The organism is Aeromonas sp. QDB11, from assembly GCF_027705265.1.
In the GTDB taxonomy this organism is placed as follows: domain Bacteria; phylum Pseudomonadota; class Gammaproteobacteria; order Enterobacterales; family Aeromonadaceae; genus Aeromonas; species Aeromonas allosaccharophila.
Genome location: NZ_JAPDBM010000041.1, coordinates 26,421 through 44,672 on the forward strand (window position 1 = coordinate 26,421; position 18,252 = coordinate 44,672).

Annotated in this window: 16 protein-coding genes; 4 read left to right on the top strand and 12 right to left on the bottom strand. The window is 58.9% G+C overall.

What is annotated here, in order from left to right:
- Positions 1-62: 62 nt before the first annotated feature.
- Positions 63-1,913, top strand: coding sequence for an extracellular solute-binding protein (locus tag OKC40_RS14420; RefSeq protein WP_182939304.1), 1,851 nt, complete (start codon positions 63-65; stop codon positions 1,911-1,913).
- Between the two features lie 117 nt (positions 1,914-2,030).
- Here OKC40_RS14420 and OKC40_RS14425 read toward each other — a convergent pair whose 3' ends face one another.
- Positions 2,031-2,423: a DUF2750 domain-containing protein gene (locus OKC40_RS14425; RefSeq protein ID WP_182939303.1), complete on the bottom strand. Its 393-nt coding sequence runs from the start codon at positions 2,421-2,423 to the stop codon at positions 2,031-2,033.
- Positions 2,424-2,582: 159 nt separating this feature from the next.
- The gene (locus OKC40_RS14430) at positions 2,583-3,131 is read right to left on the bottom strand and encodes a hypothetical protein (RefSeq protein WP_182939302.1); all 549 of its coding nucleotides are present in this window, start codon (positions 3,129-3,131) and stop codon (positions 2,583-2,585) included.
- Positions 3,132-3,376: 245 nt separating this feature from the next.
- Here OKC40_RS14430 and OKC40_RS14435 point away from each other — a divergent pair, with 245 nt between their 5' ends.
- Positions 3,377-3,625 (top strand): TIGR02647 family protein, encoded by a 249-nt coding sequence (locus tag OKC40_RS14435; RefSeq protein WP_033136857.1) that lies wholly within the window; start codon positions 3,377-3,379, stop codon positions 3,623-3,625.
- Here the strand turns inward: OKC40_RS14435 and OKC40_RS22955 are convergent.
- The 6 genes from OKC40_RS22955 to OKC40_RS14460 all read right to left on the bottom strand — a co-directional run bounded on the left by OKC40_RS22955 (position 3,612) and on the right by OKC40_RS14460 (position 8,742).
- Entirely contained in the window at positions 3,612-3,917 is a 306-nt protein-coding gene (locus OKC40_RS22955; protein ID WP_320657502.1) for a hypothetical protein, read from the bottom strand. The genes OKC40_RS14435 and OKC40_RS22955 overlap by 14 nt on opposite strands.
- A 90-nt stretch (positions 3,918-4,007) precedes the next feature.
- The gene (locus OKC40_RS14440) at positions 4,008-4,217 is read right to left on the bottom strand and encodes a cold-shock protein (protein WP_075112094.1); all 210 of its coding nucleotides are present in this window, start codon (positions 4,215-4,217) and stop codon (positions 4,008-4,010) included.
- 207 nt (positions 4,218-4,424) lie between these two features.
- Entirely contained in the window at positions 4,425-5,525 is a 1,101-nt protein-coding gene (locus OKC40_RS14445; RefSeq protein ID WP_139709148.1) for a dihydrolipoamide acetyltransferase family protein, read from the bottom strand.
- The gene (locus OKC40_RS14450; protein ID WP_182970755.1) at positions 5,522-6,508 is read right to left on the bottom strand and encodes an alpha-ketoacid dehydrogenase subunit beta; all 987 of its coding nucleotides are present in this window, start codon (positions 6,506-6,508) and stop codon (positions 5,522-5,524) included. Before OKC40_RS14450 ends, OKC40_RS14445 begins: the two co-directional genes overlap by 4 nt.
- Positions 6,501-7,589: a pyruvate dehydrogenase (acetyl-transferring) E1 component subunit alpha gene (gene pdhA / locus OKC40_RS14455; protein WP_182970754.1), complete on the bottom strand. Its 1,089-nt coding sequence runs from the start codon at positions 7,587-7,589 to the stop codon at positions 6,501-6,503. Before pdhA ends, OKC40_RS14450 begins: the two co-directional genes overlap by 8 nt.
- Before the next feature lie 268 nt (positions 7,590-7,857).
- Positions 7,858-8,742, bottom strand: a complete 885-nt coding sequence (locus OKC40_RS14460) for a hypothetical protein (RefSeq protein WP_234605696.1) — start codon at positions 8,740-8,742, stop codon at positions 7,858-7,860.
- 270 nt (positions 8,743-9,012) lie between these two features.
- Between OKC40_RS14460 and OKC40_RS14465 the strand changes: the two genes are divergently transcribed.
- Positions 9,013-10,965 (top strand): TonB-dependent receptor domain-containing protein, encoded by a 1,953-nt coding sequence (locus tag OKC40_RS14465; protein WP_234605695.1) that lies wholly within the window; start codon positions 9,013-9,015, stop codon positions 10,963-10,965.
- Between the two features lie 79 nt (positions 10,966-11,044).
- Here OKC40_RS14465 and OKC40_RS14470 read toward each other — a convergent pair whose 3' ends face one another.
- The 3 genes from OKC40_RS14470 to OKC40_RS14480 form a co-directional block, all read right to left on the bottom strand.
- Positions 11,045-12,043 carry a LacI family DNA-binding transcriptional regulator gene (locus tag OKC40_RS14470; RefSeq protein WP_042057459.1) on the bottom strand — a complete coding sequence of 333 codons (999 nt, stop codon included), beginning with the start codon at positions 12,041-12,043 and terminating at the stop codon, positions 11,045-11,047.
- A 177-nt stretch (positions 12,044-12,220) separates the two neighbouring features.
- Positions 12,221-14,122: a transglycosylase SLT domain-containing protein gene (locus OKC40_RS14475; protein ID WP_270795670.1), complete on the bottom strand. Its 1,902-nt coding sequence runs from the start codon at positions 14,120-14,122 to the stop codon at positions 12,221-12,223.
- A 99-nt stretch (positions 14,123-14,221) separates the two neighbouring features.
- The gene (locus OKC40_RS14480; RefSeq protein WP_234605692.1) at positions 14,222-16,726 is read right to left on the bottom strand and encodes a putative bifunctional diguanylate cyclase/phosphodiesterase; all 2,505 of its coding nucleotides are present in this window, start codon (positions 16,724-16,726) and stop codon (positions 14,222-14,224) included.
- 368 nt (positions 16,727-17,094) lie between these two features.
- Between OKC40_RS14480 and hpf the strand changes: the two genes are divergently transcribed.
- Complete coding sequence (hpf, locus tag OKC40_RS14485; RefSeq protein ID WP_005334257.1) at positions 17,095-17,433, top strand: ribosome hibernation-promoting factor, HPF/YfiA family; 339 nt, start codon at positions 17,095-17,097, stop codon at positions 17,431-17,433.
- 111 nt (positions 17,434-17,544) lie between these two features.
- Here hpf and OKC40_RS14490 read toward each other — a convergent pair whose 3' ends face one another.
- Positions 17,545-18,054, bottom strand: coding sequence for a VC2046/SO_2500 family protein (locus OKC40_RS14490; RefSeq protein ID WP_042657154.1), 510 nt, complete (start codon positions 18,052-18,054; stop codon positions 17,545-17,547).
- Positions 18,055-18,252: the final 198 nt, after the last annotated feature.

The window sequence follows — 18,252 nt, forward strand, 5'->3', positions numbered from 1 at the left end:
CATCGGGACTGACGTCATCAGAGCGTGATCTGCAGGAAGCAGACTTTCAGGAGAGCAAGGACATGCCATCGACCATCACTGCCGGGGGGCGCAGCCTCCCTCCTATCATTCGCGCCACCGCCATCACCCTGACCCTGTGCTGGAGCCCGTTTGGCTGGAGTGCCACGCTGCCCGCTGGCTTGAAGTGGGAGAGCAACAACACGGACCCTCTCTATGCCGATCCGGCTGCCAAGCGCGGCGGCACCTTTCGCACCTTTATGACCAGCTTCCCCCTGACCCTGCGCAAATATGGCCCCGACTCCAACGGCGGGTTTGCCGGTTACGTGCGGGAAACCAACCTGCCACTGCTGAGTACTCATCCCGTCACCGGCAATCCCATGCCGATGCTGGCAAACGAGTGGGCCTTCGGCGCCGACCACAAGACCCTCTATTTTCGCATCAATCCCAAGGCGCGCTGGTCAGATGGCCAACCGGTCACCGCCGATGACTGGCTCTTTACCCTCAAGATGATGCGCAGCAAGGAGATCAACGACCCCTGGTACAACAACTACTACAGCACCCAGATAGCCGACATCACCAAGTTTGATGATCACACCCTGGCCATCACCAGCGGCACCGAAAAGAGCCGGCAGGATCTGCTCGAATCACTGCCCATCAGCCCGGAGCCGAGCCACGCCATCACGCTCACCGCCAACTGGGTCAAGGAGTACAACTGGAAGGTGTTGCCGGTCACCGGCCCCTATCAGCTCGATCAGGTGAAAAAGGGCAAGTCGGTCACCTTCAAGCGGATTGAAAACTGGTGGGGGGATGACGAGCGTTACTTCCAGCATCGCTTCAATCCCGCGCGGATCGAGATCAAGGTGCTCAGGGATCTGAACATCGCCTGGCAGCACTTCCTGCGCGGCGATCTCGACACCTTCCCGCTGGTGATGCCCAACTGGTGGCACGACAAGACCAAAACGTCGGAGTTCGAAAAGGGTTATATCTCGCGTATCTGGTTCTACAACCAGACCCCGCAATCGCCGATGGGGCTCTATCTCAACACCGCCGATCCGCTGCTGAGCAATCTCGATGTGCGGCTCGGGATCCAGCACGCCCTCAACCTCGACAAGATGCTCACCACCCTGCTGCGGGGGGATTACCAGCGCCTCAACAGCTATGGCGCCGGTCAGGGGGAGTTTACCAACAGCGACATCAAGGCCCGTCCGTTCGATCCCAAACTGGCACGGGAATACTTTGCCAAGGCCGGTTTCAACAAGGTGGGGCCGCAGGGGATTTTGCAAAACGACAAGGGGCAGTCACTGACCCTCGCCATCACCTACACCACCGCAGAACACGCCCAGCGGCTCACGCTGCTGCGGGAAGAGGCCAAGAAGGCGGGGCTTAATCTGGAGCTCAACCTGATGGATGCCTCGGCCGGGTTCAAATCCATGCTGGAGAAAAAGCATCAGAGCGCCTGGATGGCCTGGAGCGGCGGCCGCTACCCCGCCTATTGGGAGTTCTTCCACAAGGTCAACGCCAACAAACCCCAGACCAACAACATCATGAACATCGATGATGACGCCATCACGGCGCTGGTGGAGCAGTACGACAAGGAGTTCGACTTTGCCAAAAAGGCGGCCCTGTCACGGCAGATCCAGCAGCGGCTCTACGAGCTGGCCAGCTTCGTCCCTGCCTATCAGGTGCCCTACACCCGGGAAGGGGCATGGCGCTGGATAAAACTGCCCAAGGTGCCCGCAACCCCCAAGAGCGAGCAGCTCTACTGGCCCCTCGGTGGCGACAACAGCGGTTACAGCTACGGTGGACTGCTGTGGATTGATGAAGAGGCAAAGACACAGACCAAAGCGGCCATCAAGGCCGACAAAACGTTCCCGGTCGTGCTCCTGACTGACACCACTTATCGGCAACCGTAATTTTGGCCGCCCTCCTCTGCTCCAGCGAGCACAGGATGGTTGCCCCAAAAACGACAGACCCCGCACAATGGCGGGGTCTTGTTTTGCAACCGGGTTGCTTGCAAGCAAACGAGGCAATTAGCTGCGCTTGGCCTGCTTCTCGGCAATGGCGTCAGCCACGTCGGCCGGCTCCAGTACGATGCCTTCCTGATCCGGGGTCGGGAACACGGCAACACACAGCTCGTCCTGCTCCATACCGTCAACCCAGCGCTCCAGCCATACCTTCAGGGTGATGGACTGTGGCTTGCAATCGGCCCACTCGCCTTCGGCCCACGCCTTGGCGTACTCCGGGTGCGGCCATACCGGGATGCAATCTTCATCGTCGGTGGTCAGCATCATGACGCCATGCTCGTCAGTCAGCACAAACAGCTCTTCATGCTCGACCAGCTTGCTGATGAAGTGTTCGTAACGGTAATCAGCGTTCAGTTGCAGCGCGGCATTGCGCTCGGTGTCGCTCAGTTCATAGCTCATTGGCCAAGTCTCTCTCTCGATAAAGGGCGCCATGTTCACATCTTGTCGGCAGCTTGTCCAGCTTGTAGCCCCTTGGCACCGGATGGGGCAGACAATGACGCCCATAAGGATAGAGCAGCCTCCTCGATAGCGAGACCGCCAGCCGTCATATTGCCCTGTTTACAACGCAGGTGTGATCAGCTCCACATCAGGCTGCTCGCTGAGCTTTTGCCGCAGCCAATAGGCAGACTCCACTTCGACAAAGCAGAGCAGATCCCGGCCCTTGGCCGCCATCGCCATCAGCTGTTCAAAACGCAGCTGTTGTTGCTGCTCCCAGGCGGCAGCGAGTTTGGCCCCATGGGCCTCATCCACCACTTCGCGGCGCAGCTCGAACAGGTTATCGGTGATCGGGCTGTTGATCTTGGCGGCGCTGTGCCAGTACATCAGTAGATTATCCATCATCTCGCTGTCGTAGTTGGCAAGCGCATCCAGCTCGGGCGTCTCGCCACTGTCGCTGGCGGCAAAATCACACCAGCCCGCATCAAGTGACGCCAGCTCATGAGTCCCCTTGGCATGCTTGCGCAACAGCGCAATGTCGGCCCCCTTGCGGGCAGGCAACCACACCTCGCCCTGATGGGCATCCAGCAGGGACGTCAACGAAGCTGCGGGGTAAACAGGAAAGCGGGCACAAAGTGAATGCAGCAGGGATACCAGAGTGATCTTGACCATGAGCGATACCTTGAACAGGGCGAACAGCCACCAATAGACCGTCCGATATAAATAAGTGCCCTATCCTATCACGTTTGGTCCGGCTCGGCCCTTGACGAAGCTGTTAGCCAACCATCTGATTACGCCGAAAAAAACAGCATTTGAAACGCAGCATCCAGCCAAAGATCAATAATTTGAGCCAGCGCCCACTAAAGTGGATCCGGGGATGCTAGTTTGCATACATCTTTAGCGTAAGGAGTAAATCCATGATTGGGATCGACCAGGTTTCTAACGACTTTGTAAACGATTTGAAAATACTGGCATGCTTTGATCCGGCCAACATGAGCCTAGGGATTAAATTACGCAGCGATATGTCTGATGAATTGTGCCAAGCTGCGGTTCGTCTGCATCAGCAGGGACTGATCAGCGCAGAAGATGGCGGCTATCTCACCCCGTTTGGCATGACCATGGTTGAACACCTGCAGCACCTGCTGGTCGCACTCAAACCGCTTTGATGGGCTGTGGAGCCCAGAGTGAAAAATTAAGTAGCTCCCAATGTGGCCCCTGGCGAAGATGACAGGCAAACAGCAAAGGACCTTCGGGTCCTTTTACTTTGCCATCCACCAGCCACTCCCCTTCCCTTTCAGGCACCAGTCGTGCATGGACCTCATAGGGCTGTAGAGCAGCCCCCATCCTGACCTGGACAAATTGCTGGCAGATAGCCTGCACTTCCATCGCGGATTGAACCGGTACCGGCGCGTCAGAGATCGGAGTAAGGGTGGCAACAAGCAGAAGCGATAGCAGCATGATTCAGCACATGTGAGTCAGTAGCGGGAGCCAGATAAACAAAAAGCCGTGGCACCAGAGGTACCACGGCTTTCTTAAATTCTGTAAGAATTACAGAGCAGTTACGTTCTCAGCCTGCGGGCCTTTCTGACCTTGGGTCACAGAGAACTGTACGCGCTGACCTTCAGCCAGGGTGCGGAAACCGGCACCTTGAATAGCGCTGAAGTGAACGAAAACGTCCGGGCCGTTTTCTTGCTGGATGAAGCCAAAACCTTTGGTTTCGTTGAAAAACTTAACGGTACCGGTGATCATGTTAGACATATCTTTAAACCTGTATTCAAAATAATTACTTATGCTTTTCAGCGGGTAAAGCTCAAAAAACGGGATTAACTTATGAACAACAGGACAAGATGCAGAACATCGTATTCATTGACATAACTATCGCCCTTTCAAGCTGATTTGGATTATACGTGGCTTTGTAGATTACGCAAACAAATTTGTGCCCTGCCAATGACAGGGCGCAAACCGTTATAAGGTGGCCGCTTCCAACGCATCGACCAACGCTCTTAGAAAACGAGCCGCCTCCCCGCCCGTGCATGCCCTGTGGTCAAATGTCATCGACAGTGGCAATGCCCTGACGGGGCGAGCTTCACCATGAATGAACACCACTTTCTCGAACAATTTACCTGCCCCTATGATGGCCACCTGCGGCGGTGTGACGATGGGGCTGGCGTAGCGGCCTGCGATGGCGCCGAAGTTGGTGAGCGTAATGGTCGCCCCCTGCAACATTTCGCGAGGCACGGCGCGCGCCTTCACATCGGCGATCATCCGATCCAGCCCCTGTCGGATATCAGTCCCCTCGCGCTCGGCTACGTTCTCCATCACCGGCACATAGAGACCATGTTTGGAATCCACCGCAATGGCCACATTGACCTCGTTGAACAGCCGTCGTGACAGGGTTTCGCCATCAAACCAGGCATTCATCGAGGGCTCGGCACGGCACGCCACGCCAATGGCCTTGATAAGGCGCACCGTCACATCCTCATCAGGCCGCCAGTGACGCAAATCCACCTCGTCGGTGATGCTGACCGGCACTACCGTCTGATGAGAGAGCTCCATCGCCTTGGCCATTGCCCGCCGTGACCCTTTGAGGAATTCGTTGCCACTGCTTAGCTGAGCCTCGAATGCCTGCTGCACATCCAGCTCGGTCACCATACCGCCGCTGCCATTTCCCCTGATCCGCTCGATATCCAGACCCAGTTTTTGTGCCAGCAGGCGCACGGCAGGCATGGCTTGTACCAGCATGCCAACCGGGGCAATGGTCCCCACCACGAAGTGATCCTCGATACGCTGCTGATGGGCGCTTACCTTGCCCACCACTGTGCCATCATCCTCGCCCCCCTCGAACTCCACCAGCGGCGCACCGATATGGAGGATATCTCCCTCGGCGCCGCAGAGACGGGCAATCACCCCGGCCACCGGAGAGGGCACATCCACCAGCGCCTTGGCGGTTTCCACCGACAACAGCACCTGATCGACCGCAACGCTATCACCGGCACTTACCTTCCACTCGACGATCTCGGCTTCGGCCAACCCTTCACCCAGATCCGGTAATTTGAAAAATTTCATAGCCACTGGTTCTCCATCAGCTGGTGAGCGGCATCGGCGATATCCTGCTCGGTGATGAGGTAGTACGCCTCGTTGCGATAGTAAGGGACGGCGGCATCCACGCCGGTCAGCCGCCTGGGCGGCGCTTTGAGGCAGGGAAGTGCCTGCTCGGTCACCCGTGCCACAATTTCGGCCCCGACCCCGAAGCTGCCACACGCCTCGTGTACCACCAGCAACCGACCGGTCTTGCGCACCGAGGTGAGGATGGTCTCCATATCCAGTGGCTTGATGGTGGCCAGATCCAGCACCTCGCACTGGATATCCTGCTCGGCCAGCAGATTCGCCGCCCGCATCACCTCCTGAATGCAGGCCCCCCAGGCCACTACCGTGATATCCCGGCCCGGGCGCAGGGTGAAACAGACATCCAGCGGCAAGCCGACACCGTCATCCACCACCTCGGATTTCATCGAGCGATAAATGCGGTCGGGTTCGAAAAACATCACGGGATCCGGATCGCGGATGGCCGAAAGCAGCAGGCCATAAGCGCGTCTCGGGCTGGAGGGGATCACCACCCGCAGCCCCGGAATATGGGCAAACAGTGCCTCGACGCTCTCGCTGTGATGTTCAGGCGAATGGATGCCTGCGCCATAGGGAGAGCGATAGACAAGGGGGCAGGAGAGGCGACCTCGGGTGCGGTTTCGCATCCGCGCCGCCTGACAGATGATCTGCTCCATCCCGGGGAAGATGAAGCCCTGAAACTGGAACTCCGCCACCGGCTTGAGCCCCTGGGTCGCCATGCCGACCGCCACCCCGGCGATCAATCCCTCGGCCAGCGGCGTGTCGATCACCCGCTTGAAACCGAACTTGTCGCGCAGGCCAACCGTGGCACGAAACACCCCGCCGTTGACCCCCACATCCTCGCCCAGTACCACCACATCCGGGTCGTGCTCCATCTCGTAGTGAAGGGCCATGTTGACCGCTTCCAGCAAACTGATTTCACTCATGGCCAACCTCCTGCTTCATCCCCTTGGCTATCACTCGCTCGCGCTGGGGTAAGAGTTCAGCGGGCAGGCTGGCATAGTGATAATCGAGCATCGCCTCCGGCGGCTGGGGCACAATTGCCTCATAACGGGCGACCGCCTGCTCCACCTCTCGGGTGGCTTCCGCCAGCAGGCTCTGCTCCTGCTCCTCATCCCACCACCCCTGGCTGTGCATAAACTGGCGCAGCCGCTTGACCGGCTCTTTCGCCCAGGCGGCCTCGACCTCGGCCCCGTCGCGATAGCGAGTGGCATCGTCAGCCGTGGTGTGATCGCCAAGGCGATAACTGATCGCCTCGATCAGGGTCGGCCCCTTGCCGCTGCGAGCACGCCCGACAGCACTGCGGGCGGCATCGTAGACCGCCACCACATCGTTGCCATCCACCTGCAGGCTGCGCACACCGGCGCCAATCCCCTTCTGGGCCAGTGTTGGGGCGCTCGATTGCAGCTTGCGTGGCACCGAGATAGCCCACTGGTTGTTGTTGACGATGATGACCATCGGCAGGTGCCAGACACCTGCGCAGTTGAGCCCCTCCAGAAAATCCCCCTTGGAGGTGCCACCGTCGCCGATGGTGACCACGGCGACGCGCGGTTGATTACGCAGTTTGAACGCTGACGCGATGCCACAGGCGTGGGTGATCTGGGTGGCGATGGGAACGCAGATGGGGAGATCTTCAGAGGGTGTTCCATCGGGTTTGAGAAAATAACTGCCCCGCTCGTCACCGCCCCAATATTGCAGGTTCTTCTCCATCGGCACGCCCCGCGCATAGAGGGTGGGCATGTCCCGATAGTAGGGGACGTAGACATCCTGCGGCTGCATGGCCAGACCAATGCCAATCCCCACGGCTTCTGCGCCGAGATGGGAGGGAAAAGTACCGAGCTTGCCGGTTCGTTGCAGCGCAATCGCTTTTTTGTCATAACTGCGCACCATCACCATGTTGCGGTAGAAGGTGTGCAGTATCGCCTTGTCCAGCCAGGTCGGTAAGGTGGCGACCGGGCACCCTTCCGCATCAAGATAACGAAGGAAAGGGATGTCGACATGGGTCATAACTGGCTCCTTGCCGTTGTGAGCGTCACCGATGCTGGCGACACCTAGATGTAAATACCTTGTTAAATAAAAAGCAAAGAGATTTACTCAGGTAAGACCAGTAGAAACTTCTTTAAAGTAATGAAGGAGCTGAATTTTCGGCGATGAGAGGCACGGTATGCCGTAAATTGTGCAACTTTGCGGCGCTGAATGCAGGATGCCAAATGTGAAAAAGGGGAGCCTTGCTCCCCCTTGAGTTACTTCAGTCAGCAGTTACTTCAGTCAGCGGCTACGCCAGCCACTGTTGCAGCTGGCGGGCCATGCCAACTGGTAGCAGGTGAACGCGACTCAGCAAGCGGCTGCGCCAGGGCTCTGCCAGCAAGGTGGGGCAAATTCGCATCTCCCGCCCCCGGTCAGCCACGCGCACTAACCTGTCGATGAGAGTCTCCAGCGGCGGATGCGCCGGCCAGTGGGGATAGAGACCGGCTGTCGTGATACCGACCAGTTCGCTCACCCTCTCCTCCTCATCTCCCATCTCATCAACCATTGGCCTGGGGTGAAGCACCTGCAGCCAACCCGGCCGTGCCGCTTCCAGCAACTGGCCCAGGGTCGGCTGCGCAAAGTGGGGATCCCCTGCGGCTTTGAGCAGATGGCGCGCCCCCGCCAGCACCACCACACCGCGGGCGGGAAGTGCAAGAAGATAGTCGGCCAGCGCCTGATCCCGCCCCCTGTTGTGTTGCTGCCACCGCTCCGGAGTCAACTCTTGCCACTCGAATAAGGGCTCGCAGAGATGCACCCGCAGCCGCATATGTTCAGGACGCACCAGATTGCTCTGGCGCAGAGCGGTGAAGAGAGCAGGAAACTCGGGAGCCATCCAGGCGGGAAAAGCGCAGGAGTCGAGCCAGACCGGATAGAGCCGTGCCAGCGTCAGCGGCGCCCCCTGCCAGCTCTCCTCACCCGCCAGCCAGGCATCGAGCAAGCCCTGATGGCGGCGGTTGCCGCACTCCAGCACCAGGTCGGTCATTATTCCCCAGAGCGCCGGATCACACAGCCAGGCGTGCTGACGCCGAATAAAGGCGGGGTGCCAGTGCGGCTCCCCCAGCCCCACCAGCTTACCCGCCAGCAAGGCTTCCCGGATGGCGTCTATCGGAGTCATGGCGACTACTCTGACCACGTTTTCACTTTCCTGCGCTATCCCTGGCATCAGGTTTATCTCCTCGCTCTTGCCCACCATAACAACCAGCTTCTCGCATTTATTGATGACATCAGTTATCGCGGCCAGATCCATTCCCCCCCCCCCGTCTCAGCCATCGATCACGGGTGTTGGTTGCCATTACACCGCACCCGCCTCGTCAGCTCGTCAGTAAAAAAGTGTTGCGAACGGAACAAGATAGCCGAGATAATGATAATGCTTATCATTTAAATATTATGGAAGATGTAAATAATGAAATTCTCAGCCTCCCGTTTTATTGCCCCCAGCCTGCTGGCCACCACCATCGTCACCCTGCTGACCCAGCAAGCGATCGCCGCCAGCAACGCGCCTCAAGCCGATGAGGTGATCACCGTCACCACCACGGCGCACAATACCCGCTCGGCACCAGCCTCCATCTCTGTCATCACGGCAGAACAGATCGCCGCCGCACCGGTCAATGACCTTGCCGACCTGCTGCGCCACGAAGTGGGCATTCAGGCTGAAGCTGACACCAATGGCCGCAGCGATATCGGCATTCGTGGCATGTCGGGCAAGTACACCCTGGTGCTGGTGGATGGCAAACGCCTCTCCTCCTCCAATGCCCTGTGGCGCGGCGGCAACTTCGACAACACCCCGGTCCCCCTTGGCATGATCCAGCGGGTCGAGGTGATCCGTGGCCCGATGTCGGCACTTTACGGCTCCGATGCCATCGGCGGTGTCATCAATATCATCACCAAGCAGCCGGGCAAAACCTGGCAAGGGGCGGCCGATGCCGACTTCAAGGCCATCGAGGGCAAGGATGGCGGCGAGCAGCACAGAACCAACCTGGGCTTTACCGGCCCGCTGACCGACAACCTGCTGATCCGGATGAACGGTGAGGTGTATGACCGTCAAGCCTGGACGCCCACCGAAGCCGCTGACGGCATCCCCCTTATCGAAGCCAAGCAGACCCGCAACTTCGCCTCTACCATGAGCTGGCTGGTAGATGAGCAGCAACGCTTCGAGCTGGATTACCTCTACAACCAGGATGAGCGGCCTCTCGATATCTTCCGCAAAACCGGCAACAAGGTGCACAGTCGCCAGCAGCAGAACGATCGCAACCTGTTTGGTCTGACCCACAAGGGGAACTGGAGCTGGGGTGACACCACCGTCATGGCCAACTACGAGACCTCCCAGATCGACGACTTCAACACCAGCTACTCAGCCCCGCAGCAGCGGGAGCTGGAAGAGAACACCTTGACCCTCAAGGGCTATACCAACCTGGCGCTGGCCAACCACTACCTGACGCTGGGGGGTGAATATCTGGATCGGGAGCTGGTGGATGCGGTGAGCTACAAGGATATCGGCGGCAAAGAGAGTCACTCCCAAGAGGCACTGTTTGCTCAGGATGAAATTGGCCTGACCGACAGCCTGACCTTCACGCTGGGCGGCCGTTACGATCACCACGAGATCTACGGCAGCCACTTCACCCCGCGCGGCTATCTGGTCTATGAGATGAACGAGCTGGTGACCGTGAAAGGCGGTGTCAGCCAGGCCTTCAAGGCACCGGCACCGCACCAGTACTCCAACGGCTACAGCATCGAGAGCTGCGGCGGCAGCTGCCGCATCTATGGCAGCGACAAGGTCGAGCCGGAAACCAGCACCAACTACGAGCTGGGAGTCATCGCAGGAGAAGGGATCTGGGAAACCAGCGCCACTCTGTTCTACTCCGACATCGACGACATGCTCACCTTCAAACAGCTGCCGAACTCCACTGACCGCACCTGGTACAACCTGGAGAAGGCCACCACCAAGGGGCTGGAGCTGACTGGCAAACTCGATCTGACCGACGATATCAACCTCGGCGCCAACTACACCTACCTCAAGGCTGAAGGCGATCAGGGCCAGGCTCTGCCCGAGCGGCCGGAGCACAAGGCCAACGCCAAGATCACCTGGCAGGCCACCGAGCGGGTCAATGCCTTTGTCGGCACCACCTACACCGGCACCCAGTTTGCCGAGCAGACCGTCAACAAGGCCGTGGTACTGCACAAGCTGCCCAGCTATCAGACCTTCGATCTCGGCACCGGCTTCAAGGTCACCGAGAACTTTGACCTGCGACTGGGGATCAACAACCTGACCGACGTGCGCCTGCAAGAGAAAGACACCGTCTTCCAGAACGTCGAACCGGGTCGCAGCTACTACGTCAGCGGCTCAGCCCGCTTCTAAACGGGCCGACAAGCAGACAACAAGCAAAAACAAACGTGGCCCCGATGGGGCCACGTTGTTATTCGCTGTTTGACGCACGTCAGGCGACTGACTCACGCTCCACCAGCTGGGCTTCAAACTTGAGCGCCAGGCCGTCCACCGGTTTGTGATCGAGCAGGCGCAGCGCCAGCTCGGCAGCGCGGCTGCCCATCTCTTCGATGGGGTAACGTACCGTAGTGAGCTTGGGATAGATGTAGCGGGCGTAGGGAATATCGTCAAACCCCACCACCGACACCTGCTGCGGGATCTTGTAGCCACGCTCCAGCAGGCAGGAGATAGCCCCCGCCACCATGGCATCGTTGAATCCGAGCACGGCAGTGAACTCCACTCCGCGCGCAATCAGTTCGCACATCGCCACATAACCGCCGTTCTCGTCGGCAAAGCCACGGCCAATCAATGCGGGTTCCAGAGGAATTCCGGCTCTGGCCAGGGTCTGGGTATAGCCCGCCATCCGCTGCAAGCCATCGACAAACTCTTCATCATCGGAGGTGATAAAGGCGATTTTGCGATGGCCGGCATCCAGCAAGTGCTGGCACGCGGTGGTGATCCCGGCCTTATTGTCCAGCCAGACGCAGCGATCTTCGGCCCCGGGTACCTGACGGTTGATAAAGACAATGGGGGTAGAGCCTGCCGCCAGCTCGCTCAGCTCCTCGTCCGGCAGCGCCTTGCTGTGGAGGATCAGCGCATCGCACTGGCGCTGCAGCAGCGCCTGAATGGCGTGACGCTCGCGAGCGATATCGTGGTTGCCAGACATGACGATGGTGAACTTGTTGGCCTGATCGACCATGGTCTCGATGCCACGCATCATCTGGGCAAAGAAGGGGCCACCGCAGAGGTCGCCGACCAGCACGCCAATGCAGTTGGAACGCTTGCTGACCAGAGCCTGGGCAAAACTGTTGGGTCGAAAATTCAGTTCCTTCATGGCCGCCAATACGGCCTCACGCTTTTCCGGTGCTACCTGTGCCGTGTTGTTGATAACGCGCGACACGGTGGAGATAGACACATTTGCCAGCTGAGAAACATCTTTAATCGTTGCCACTATCCATTCCTTTATTGTGGGGGAACCTGTCGGTGCCGACGCCTGAGTATACCCTGCGGCCTGATGTAATTCCCGGAGCCAGGTCACCGGGCATGTTTCCTTTGGTAACAAAACCTTACCCGATGATACCCGGCGGCAGGGAAATTTGAAAACAGGGGCCGACGGGCGGCCCTCTACTCAATAGGCGTGATTGAGCTCCCGCTCCGACATGAAGCGCAGCGGCTGCTGCAACTTGTGCTGATAGATGAGATCGAACGACAACACATTCTGTACGTAGTTGCGGGTCTCCTTGTACGGAATGCTCTCGACCCACACATCCATCGGCTTGTTGTCACTCTGATCACGCCAGCGTTTTACCCGGCCCGGCCCGGCGTTGTAGGCGGCCGCCGCCAGGATCCGGTTGCCATCATAGACATCCAGCAAGCGCTTGAGATAGGCGCTACCGAGGCGAATATTCATCGCAGGATCAAACAGTTGCTGCTCGTTGCGATAAGGCACCCCCAGCTTGCCTGCGGTCTCTTTGGCGGTGGCTGGCATCAGCTGCATCAGGCCGCGCGCGCCCACCGGCGACTGGGCCTGCGGATAGAGGGCACTCTCCTGACGGGAGATGGCATAGAGCAGACTGGTGTTCATGGTGCGCTCTTGCGCCATCTGGGAGAAGGTGCGTTTGAGCGGCAGCGGGAAGCGCAAATCGAGGGCATCCCATGCTTCGGCGCGAATGCTGGCGAGAATGGCCAGCTCGTGCCAGCCCTGATTGAGGGCGATATGGCCAAACTCGATACGCTGGGCCACCGGGTTGCGATCCATGTTGTGGATCCACTCCGAGCGGGCCGCCGCAATCTCGTTCATCGACAACAGCTCGCGCACCCGTAACAGGAAGGGCCAGCGCTGGCTGGCCGTGCGCCAGTCCGGCACATGCTTGACGCTCTGGTTCTTGATGCGATAAGGCACGCCAGTGCGCTGGGCTGCCATAAAACCGTAGAAACCGCGCAAATTGGCCGTCTCCAGATAGAGATCTCGCGCCGGTTTTTGCTGCCCTTGCACCTCAAGGGAGCGCGCCATCCAGTAGCGCCAGCGATCCTCTTTCTGACGGGCCATCGGCATCATCTTCACCCAGCCGGAGAGGCCACGCCAATCCTGCTCCCAGATGGCCAGTCGTGCCCGCAGCTCGGTGATATCAGGATCCGCCAGCTTTTTCACCGTGCTGTCTACCCAGCTGCGCTGGGCAATGGCGCGATCCAGCAACAGACGGCGGGCAATGGCACGCTCTACCGGTTTCACCTCGGCCTGGGTCAGGCCGAAACGGCTACGGAACAGCGCCAGCTGGCGCAGCACCGACTCCGGCTCCTGATTGGCATAGCGAGTCAAACCGAGGGAGAGCAGCTTGCGTGAATAGGGGTTGTTGCTGAAATAGGCCGGGTTCATCGCCTTGGCGGGTTGCTCGAACAGGGTCACCATCTGATCGCCATAGCTCTGCAAGCCGCTACCCAGGGTCGCGCCAAGGTGGCGGATCAGATTGGGGTTTTCCGCTTCAAACGCCAGCGTCATCCGCTGCCAGATCTTCTGCTGGGTACGCTGACCGGATGCCTGCCACAGCTGGAACAGCGGGGAGCAGGCATCGGGGCGGGATTGTCCGCTCATCCAGATCTTGCCCGCTCCCTGCAACGCCTCTTTCGGCTTGCCGGTGTAATAGAGCGCCTGATAGTACATGCAGAGCAGATCAGTGGAGCTCGGCTTGGCCGGATAGAAGCGCAAGAACTGCGACCACTGCTGGCTCTGGGCCAGATAGGTCAGATAGCTGCGCTCCAGCCGGTTGGACTGGGGGGTATCCCCATGCTGGCGGATAAAGCGGGTCACATCGTTGTAATCGGCCGCCCCCGGACGAAAGGCGAGCTGATAGTAATCGAGATAGGGCAGCAGCGGATAATGGGTCAACCGGGCACGAATTTGCTGGAAACGGGCCTGATCATTGGCCCGTACGGCGTCATACGCCTGACGGTAGAGCGTCTGGTCGGCAGTCTGCGCCATCAGGGTCGGCACGAACAGCGCCGACAAAACAATTCCCCATACAGCTTTCACTGAACATCTCCATTGAGGGCAATACACCGCCCGGTGGCGGTGGGTCTACTGCCTCTCATTCTACCCGTTGCCGGGCAGCGCTACAGCGGGGAGCAGGGACTATTTTTCTGCACTGCTCAACTGCATTTCGCGTAGCGGTTCCGGTCTGGTCAGCCGCTGTACATATTTCTCCAGATAGGGCACCGGCAGCGGCTTGGAGGCGAGATAGCCCTGATAGAAACTGCACCCCTGCGCCTTGAGAAACTCCAGTTGCTGACGGGACTCCACCCCTTCCGCCGTGACGTTGAACCCCATATGTCGCGCCATGGCGATCACCGCCTCGACGATGGCCATGTTGTCGCCATCTTTCGGGATGTCCTGAATGAAGGAGCGGTCGATCTTGAGCTCATCGGCAGGCAGCCGCTTGAGGTAGCTCAGAGAGGAGTAACCTGCGCCAAAATCGTCGATGGCAAAACTGATGCCGAGCTCCTTGAGCTCGGTCATCTTGCTGATGGTGTCCTCGGCATGACCCAGCACCACGGATTCGGTGATCTCCAGATTGAGGCAGGCCGGATCCATGCCGGTTTGCGCCAGCACATCGTGGATCCGCTCGACAAAGTCGGTGGCATGGAACTGCTTGGCACTGACGTTGACCGAGATTTGCGGAATGTGGATGCCGTTCTCCTCCCACAGCACATACTGGGCGCACGCCTCGTGCAGCACCCAGTTGCCGATATCGACAATCAGGTCCGTCTCCTCGGCGATGGGAATAAACTCGGCCGGCGAGACCAACGAGCGACCGGCCGGCTGCCAGCGAATGAGCGCCTCGACACCGATGATATCGCCGCCATCGACCATATGCTGGGGCTGATAATAGAGGGTCAGCTCTTGCTGGCTGAGGGCGTTGCGCAGTTCGTTGTGAATAAGCAGACGGCGATCCGCCTGCTGCTGCATCGAGGCATCGAAGAAGCGACGGGTCTTGCGGCCAGCGGACTTGGCCTGATACATGGCGGTATCTGCCTGCTTGAGCAGATCATCGACCCCCTGCTCCCGATCCGGGAACAGGGTAATGCCGACACTGGCGCCGATGTGCAGCACCTGTCCCACATAGGTATAAGGAGCGGCAATCTCGGTGATGAGCCGCTCGGCAATAATATCGGCCTGCATCTCCGCCTGGGGCGGGCTGGCCGAGAGCGATGGCAGCAACAGCACAAACTCGTCGCCGCCGAGGCGGGCCAGACAATCCCCCTGTCGCACCAGCCGTTTGAGGCGAGCGGCGACCTCCTTGAGCAGCCAGTCACCGGTGGCGTGGCCGAGGGAGTCGTTGATGGTCTTGAAGTGATCGAGATCGATAAAGAGCAGCGCACCAATCAGGCCGTCGCGGACCGACTCATTGAAGGTCTGCACCAGGGTTTCGTGCAGCTGACGGCGATTGGGCAATCCGGTCAGCTCGTCGTAATAGGCGAGATCCTGAATGCGCCGCTCGGCCGCCTTGCGCTCTGAGATATCCTCGAAGCAGATGACAAAGTGGCTGATCACCCCTTTCTCATCCTGCACCGGCGTCACTATCTCCCACTGGGGATAGGTGTGACCATCGACGTGGCGACGCTGGGTCTCCCCCTGCCAGCGGCTGAGGGTGTTGAGCTCGTAGCCCAGCCCCCCCAGATTGGGCCAGAGATCCTCTTCCAGGTGCAGGCCCAGTACCGACTGGCTGTCAAAGCCGGTGATCTGGCTGAAGGCGTTGTTGACCCGCAGGATCTTGAACCCCGGATCCGTGATGATGATCCCTTCGTGGGTCTCGAATGCAACGGCAGATAGGCGCATCTGGGCATCGGATTGCAGCCGCTCCAGCTCGGCCACCATCCGTACCGAGAAGGTATTGAGCACCGACGTGAGGTTGCTGGTATCTGCCGGGGCCGAATAGAGCAGCGCCAGATGACCCAGAAGTTGACCTCTGGCATCAAACAGCGGCTGACCATAATAAGTCTGCCCGACCGCCAGCCAGGATTGATACTCCTGCGACGCGTCGATCACCTCGAAACAGATGGCCCCTTGCTTGTAGAGCTCCTGACAGGGGGAGCCCGTCAGCGGGTAATCCTTCTGCGCCAGCCCGTCGGCGGCCAGCACCCTGACCCGGTCGGCACCGCACAGCTCCCCCACCCAGACCGCATCCACCTTGAGGATGTGAGCCAGCTGGCTGACCAGGGTATTGAAGAAGTCGAGACCGGTGCGGGCAGAGAGCGCCTGCGCCAACTGGGTGAGCAGAGTGGTTTGCAGCAACGGCAAAGAGAGGTTGAGGGAGGAGACCGCGCTGTTGGCAGTATCGAGCGGGGCCAGCCAACCACAGCAGATCTGCTGGGTGGGCACAAACTGACCGCTCCAGAGCACATGGTTGAGCTGCCCCTGATCATCTTTCAGATGACCGATGAACTGCTCTGGCAGATGTGATTCATGAAGCCGGACGAGAAAGTCGGCAAAGCCTGCCTCATCTTCCGGTAACAGGCGAGCGGCCCAGGGATGATTGCCCTCCCCTTGCCACTGCTGGTAGGCCCCCTGATCAGAGAGACTCCACTGATCATGTTGCCGATCGAAAAACCACATGACTTGCGTGGCTTGCTGCTTCATTTACCACCCCAACACAACAACCAACCACGTTTGATGTCCCATCGGGCACAGCAACGCCCCCGGCATCCACTCATCAGATCAGAGGTTGCGAGGGAAGAGTACAAACATGCGATATCAAGCAGTGGAAACCGGACATGAGGTCGACACGAAGTGCTGCCAAGAAGGGACAGAAACGATCCTATTCCCGTCATACTGCCTGCCAGTTTCATGGAGCTCAAGCTGTTTTTGGCACGAAACCGGAAAAGATCACAATTTATAAGTTGCTGAATAGCCAAGGGAAGGTTATGTGATACAGATCACATTTCAATCTTTACCAATGAGTAATCTGAAGGTGAAGACACAAGCAAGACGACCCGAAGGGGGCCAATATGAAAATCGAAATTACCAGCAAAATCATCGACATCACCCCGGCTATCCGCGAGCGCATCGAATCCCGTTTTGAAAAGCTCGAACGTCTTCAGGTGCCTCTCATCACACCCCATGTGATTGTTTCCAAAGAGCGTCTGATGTTCACTGTCGAAGCCAGTGCTGGCATCCCCAACGGCAAACTGTTTGCCCAGGCAGAGCATGAGGATCTCTACGCCGCCATCAACGAACTGGGTCAAAAGCTGGAGCGCCAACTCAATCGTCACACCGAGAAGCCGATTGCCCGTCGCGCCAACGCCGCACTCAAAGAGCAGCCGCAACCGGATGAAGCCGACGCTTGATAGCATGCCGCAAGGCTAAAAATTCAGCGAGCATAAAGGCGGGGTTACCCGCCTTTTTGTTGCCTGTGATTTGCCCGATAAGCACCGCGTTACACCAGTGAGCAGGCGCCATCAACTGAGCCAGTGCAACCGGGTATCCACCCCCTGTTGCAAACGGTCGAGGATCGGCAACAGTACCAACGGATCCTCCTGGCGTGGCATATCGGCCAGCTTTCCTTGCAACCGCTCCCGCGCCAGCGGCGACAGGTTGTCGTAGACAGCCTCATCCAGCAGCGGTTGCTTGACCGCCAGCGGCGGCGTTTGCAGCGCCAGCCAGAGCCGCACATCCACCATGCTTCCCCCCTGTTGCAACCGCTCATTGATGGCACTGCAGTCACTCCCAGCCCCTTCAGCCACCAGCACCTCTGCCGGTCTCAAGTCAAAGTGCGGACGCCAGTCACGGCTCTGGGAACTGACCGCCGGTTTGGCATCAAACCAGGGCTGCTCTTCCACCGCGTCGGTGAGCAAGGCCAGATGCAACCGGAAATCCGCCCGATCGCCATGCTGCAGGTCACGGTTGAGGCGCTGCCCCAACTGGCCCTCATCAACGAGCAGGTGATTACGGATTGAACTGGGCAGCATGAGATAACTCTCGAAAATGGCGATTTCACTGGTTATCGGCCACAAATCCAATTCTTTTAATGGAAAAATCCTGCTTGGGGGTTCACAAAACCAGAAGATCTGTTAGTATGCGCCTCGCACTTGTGGAGGGGTTCCCGAGCGGCCAAAGGGATCAGACTGTAAATCTGACGGCTCTGCCTTCGAAGGTTCGAATCCTTC